Genomic DNA, 4,451 nt, shown 5'->3' on the forward strand with positions numbered 1-4,451 from the left:
GGCAGGAACAGCCCGAGCAGCACCGGCTGCTCGAGCGCCTTCGAGAGCGGGCTGTCTGGATAGTCGGTCGGCGCCTTGAAATAGGGAATGCCGACGATGGAACCGGGTTTATGGGCAAGGGTCATGACGAACTCGCGCTGGAAAAAGCCTATGCGCGTGAAAGCGCATGGGCGGCCGTTGGATCAGGTAACGATGTAAGCGTCGGCAAGACTTCCGGAGGCTCCTTCGGCCCCCACAGTGTGGCCGGCGATGCGCTTGTTGTAGAGGGTGATCTCCGGCTGGCTGACGATGCCGATGTCGGGCAGGTCCTCGACCAGAATCTCCTGGACGGCCTGCCACTGTTTGAAGCGCTTTGCCTGATCGATCTCGACAGCGGCGGCCTCGAGGAGCTCGTCGACCTTCGGGTTGCCGTATTTGGAGCCGTTGGAGAACGGCACGCCGGGCTTGAAGTTCTTCGACCAGTAGAGTCGCTGCACGCCGACCGTCGGGTCGAACAGATTGCTCATGCCGTTGAAGGTGAAGTCGAAATCGCGGTCGGTGTAGATGCGCTTGGTGTAGGTAGCGAAATCCTGGCTTCGTACGGTGACGTCTATGCCGACCCGAGCCAGCGCCTGCTTGATGTAGTCGGCGCCGCGCTTATAGGTCTCGCCGCTTGGAACATAATCGTGATTGAGTTTCAGCCGAATGCCGTCGTCCCCGCGCCGTAGCCCGGCTTCGTCGAGCAATTTCTCGGCCGCGGCGATGTCGATTGGATAGGTCTTCAGGTCACCGACGAACCATTTTGTCAGGCTCGGGCTGATCGGCCCGGGAATGGTCGCGCCATAGCCGTAGTTGATCGTGTCGTGGATGACATTGCGATCGATCACATGTGCGAAGGCACGGCGGATGCGGACATCCTGAAAGTATGGCTTCTCCAGGTTGAATTCGACCCGGCTGATGCCGTTCGAATACTGGTAACCCTGCTTCTCGAAGCCAATATGCGGCAGCTGCTCGAAGCGCTGCAGGTCGCTGTAGGGGATCGGCGTCGCCGGCGCGAGGTCGATCTCTCCGGCTTCGAGTGCGGCCGCTCGGGCAGCAGCGTCCGGAACCAAGCGGACGACCAGCCGATCCAGGTAGGGTTTCGGTGCGTCCCAGTAGTCGGGGTTGCGCTCGTAGATGATGTGGCTGCCGCGCACCCATTCCTTGAAGACGAACGGACCGGTGCCCACCGGTGCGTTGTTCACCGGGTTCTCGGCGGCTTTGGTGCCCTCGTAGAGGTGCTTCGGCACGATCGGCGTTTCGGGTGCCGCGAGCGCCGTGATCAGATATGGCGCAGGCTTGGACAGCACCAGCGTGACGGTCAGCGGGTCGGGTGTCTGGATGTCGGTGAGGTTGAGGAACGTGTTGCGGCCGCGCGGATGCACCTCCTTGATGGTGGCAATCGAGTAGGCGACATCCACCGAGGTGAAGGGCTTGCCGTCATGCCACTTCACGCCCTCGCGCAGCTTGAATGTGTAGCGCAGCCCGTCATCGCTCACCGACCATTCCGTCGCCAGCAGCGGGCGCGGCGTCAGATCGAAATCATATGTGAGCAGCCCCTCGGTGACCTTCGCCGACACGAACACCGAGTTGAAGGCGGTGTGTGCGATTGTCGTCAGCACGGGAGGCTCGGCCGAGATGAGGAAGGTCGCCGTGCCGCCGTGCTTTGGCGCGGCTGCCAGCGCAGCGCGCTGGCCGGGGAGCAGCGCCAGGCCGAGGGCGGAAGCGGATGCGCCGAGGAACGCGCGGCGCGTCGGTTTCAGGAATTTGGGCATCGGATTAGTCCATTTTTCCTCTGTTCGGCCGATCGCGCGTCTGAGCACGGAGTGAAAGAAACCTCTATGTTCCAAGAGCGGCGCGATCATCGAAATTCATTTCACCTGTCCACTCGTCGTGCAGATATTCCATCCTACCGGCGCGGCGAATACTAGAATGAAATGAAATTCTGTTCTGCAAATTGGTGACTTGCAGAACAAAATTTGCGAAAACATTTGACAATGTCTATAAATCTTGTCAACTAAAAAGCACGATGCTTTGCGGGCACGAACCGCGGGGCGATGCCAGGACAAGGCCGAAGCAGCGTAACGATGTCGACCCTGACCCGCATTGGAAGAACCTTCCGCCGCACCGCGCTCCAGGCCGTGCCGACCGTGCTCGGCATCGTCGTCCTCAACTTCTTCCTGCTGCAGCTCGCACCGGGCGACGCGGCCGACGTGATGGCCGGCGAGGCAGGCTCGGCGACGGCCGAGACAATGGCCGCGCTGCGCGAGCGCTTCGGCCTCAACAACCCTCTTCTCGTCCAGCTCTATAACTATCTCGACAATCTGGCCCATCTCAGCCTCGGCTTCTCGCCACGTTATGGCATGCCTGTCGCCGAGCTGATCGGCCAGCGCCTGCCCGGCACGCTGCTCTTGATGGCGATGGCGCTCGGCATTGCGATTTTCTTGGGCCTGGTGCTCGGCTCGCTGATGGCGGTCTTCGCCGGGCGCATCCCGGACCGTGTGTTGTCGGTGCTGTCGCTGCTTTTCTACTCGGTCCCCGGCTTCTGGATCGGCCTGATGTTGATTGTGCTGTTCTCGGTGAAGCTCGGCTGGCTGCCGAGCGGCGGCTCGGGAACGATCGGCAGCGATCTCACGGGCCTTGCCGGGTTGTGGGACAAGCTCCGCTACATGATCCTGCCGGCGCTTTCGCTGGCGCTGTTCTATGTCGCGATTTATGCGCGGCTCACCCGCGCAGCGATGCTCGAGGTGAAGAGCCAGGATTTCGTGCGCACGGCGGCCGCGAAGGGGCTGTCGCCTGCCGCTATCACCGTCAGGCATGTGCTGCGCAACGCGCTGATTCCCATCACCACGATGGCCGGCATGCATATCGGGGGCATGCTCGGAGGGGCCGTCGTGGTCGAGACTGTCTATTCCTGGCCGGGTCTCGGTCGCCTCGCCTTCGAGGCGGTGATGAGCCGCGACTTCACGGTGCTGCTTGGCATCCTGCTTCTGTCGTCGCTGCTCGTGATTATCGCCAATGCGACGGTCGACATCCTTCAGGCTTGGCTCGACCCCCGCATAGGAGTGCGCTGATGGCTTCCACCGATATTGCCGCTGGTTCGGCAGGCGCCGCCCGTCTGCTTCCCGCCGACGCTTCCGGCGAGCCGGTCGCCACGGCAACCGCCGACCGCAAGGCCTGGACCAACCTTCACGCGCCGGATGCCCGCTCGGCTTCGGCGGCTTCGGTGCCGGTCGTCGCCGGCGGTCGGGCGCTGCGCGTTTTCCTGCGCAATCCAAACACGATGTTTGGCGTGGCCTTCCTCGCTGTTGTCGTGCTCGCAGCGCTGCTTGCGCCAGTGCTCTATCCCGGCGATCCGCTGTCGATGGTCGCACGGCCGTTCCTGTGGCCGGGTCAGGATCCGGCCTATCCGCTCGGCACAGACTCGATGGGGCGCGACGTTTTGGCAGGCATCCTGCACGGCGCACGCATCTCGCTGTTCGTCGGCTTGGTAGCCACCGCCCTGGGCTTGAGCTTCGGCATTCTGGTCGGCGCGACGGCCGGCTATTTCGGCGGCCGCATCGACGACCTGCTCGTGCGCCTGATCGAGATCTTCCAGACCATCCCGAGCTTCGTGCTTTTGGTCGTAATGGTCGCGATTGCACAGCCCACCGCGCCGGTGGTGACGGTTGCGATCGCGGTCATCACCTGGCCGACTGTTGCCCGGCTGACCCGCGCAGAGTTCCGGGCGATCCGCGAGAAGGATTTCGTGATGGCGGCGCGTAGCCTCGGCTACGGCCACGCCCGCATTATCTTCCGCGAGATCCTGCCCAACGCGCTGCCGCCGCTGATCGTGACGTCGTCGGTAATGGTCGCAACCGCGATCCTGATGGAATCGGCGTTGTCCTTCATGGGACTCGGCGATCCCAACGTGGTGAGCTGGGGCTCCATGATCGGGGCGGGGCGGGAGCTGATCCGCACCGCCTGGTATCTGACTGCGTTGCCCGGCCTGGCGATCGTCTTCACAGTATTGGCGCTGAACCTGATCGGCGACGGTCTCAACGACGCGCTCAACCCGCGCTTCACACAGGAGCGCTGAGCGTGGCTTCCCCCTTGCTCAAGGTCGAGGATCTCACGGTCCGCTTTCCCAGCGCGGACCCGGTGAACAGGCTGAGCTTCGAGCTCGGCGAAGGCGAGACGCTGGCGATCGTCGGCGAATCGGGCTCGGGGAAGTCGCTGACGGCGCTTGCCCTGATGCAGCTGCTGCCACCCTCGGCAAGGATTGCCGGCGGCCGGGTCCAGTTCGCCGGCCGCGACCTGATCGGGCTCGATGCGCCCGAGATGCGCAAGCTGCGCTGCCGCGGATGCCCTCGTGCAGCGTCAGCATCTCGGTGATCTGCCGCCCGACGCTCAGCACCGGATTGAGAGATGTCATCGGCTCCTGGAAGATCATG

Annotated in this window: 4 protein-coding genes and 1 pseudogene; 3 read left to right on the forward strand and 2 right to left on the reverse strand. The window is 63.4% G+C overall.

What is annotated here, in order from left to right:
• Together EOA38_RS40565 and EOA38_RS28960 are read right to left on the reverse strand one after the other, a co-directional pair.
• Positions 1 to 125, reverse strand: a pseudogene (locus EOA38_RS40565) (LLM class flavin-dependent oxidoreductase); the annotation flags it as partial.
• A gap of 57 nt (positions 126 to 182) precedes the next feature.
• The gene (locus EOA38_RS28960; RefSeq protein ID WP_127300847.1) at positions 183 to 1,793 is read right to left on the reverse strand and encodes an ABC transporter substrate-binding protein; all 1,611 of its coding nucleotides are present in this window, start codon (positions 1,791 to 1,793) and stop codon (positions 183 to 185) included.
• Positions 1,794 to 2,105: 312 nt separating this feature from the next.
• Here EOA38_RS28960 and EOA38_RS28965 point away from each other — a divergent pair, with 312 nt between their 5' ends.
• The 3 genes from EOA38_RS28965 to EOA38_RS28975 are packed head-to-tail and all read left to right on the forward strand — an operon-like array spanning position 2,106 to position 4,392.
• On the forward strand, positions 2,106 to 3,092 hold the full coding sequence (locus EOA38_RS28965; RefSeq protein WP_127300848.1) for an ABC transporter permease: 987 nt from the start codon (positions 2,106 to 2,108) through the stop codon (positions 3,090 to 3,092).
• Entirely contained in the window at positions 3,092 to 4,096 is a 1,005-nt protein-coding gene (locus tag EOA38_RS28970) for an ABC transporter permease (RefSeq protein ID WP_127300849.1), read from the forward strand. Before EOA38_RS28965 ends, EOA38_RS28970 begins: the two co-directional genes overlap by 1 nt.
• A gap of 2 nt (positions 4,097 to 4,098) precedes the next feature.
• Positions 4,099 to 4,392, forward strand: a complete 294-nt coding sequence (locus EOA38_RS28975) for an ATP-binding cassette domain-containing protein (protein WP_127300850.1) — start codon at positions 4,099 to 4,101, stop codon at positions 4,390 to 4,392.
• The last annotated feature ends 59 nt before the right edge of the window (positions 4,393 to 4,451 follow it).

It is taken from the genome of Mesorhizobium sp. M1E.F.Ca.ET.041.01.1.1, from assembly GCF_003997355.1.
Classification (GTDB): domain Bacteria; phylum Pseudomonadota; class Alphaproteobacteria; order Rhizobiales; family Rhizobiaceae; genus Mesorhizobium.

Excerpts from the sequence above, each read along its gene's own strand:
- EOA38_RS28970 (WP_127300849.1), top strand. The coding sequence starts at position 3,092 with ATGGCTTCCACCGATATTGCCGCTGGTTCGGCAGGCGCCGCCCGTCTG.
- EOA38_RS28960 (WP_127300847.1), bottom strand. The coding sequence starts at position 1,793 with ATGCCCAAATTCCTGAAACCGACGCGCCGCGCGTTCCTCGGCGCATCC.
- EOA38_RS28965 (WP_127300848.1), top strand. The coding sequence starts at position 2,106 with ATGTCGACCCTGACCCGCATTGGAAGAACCTTCCGCCGCACCGCGCTC.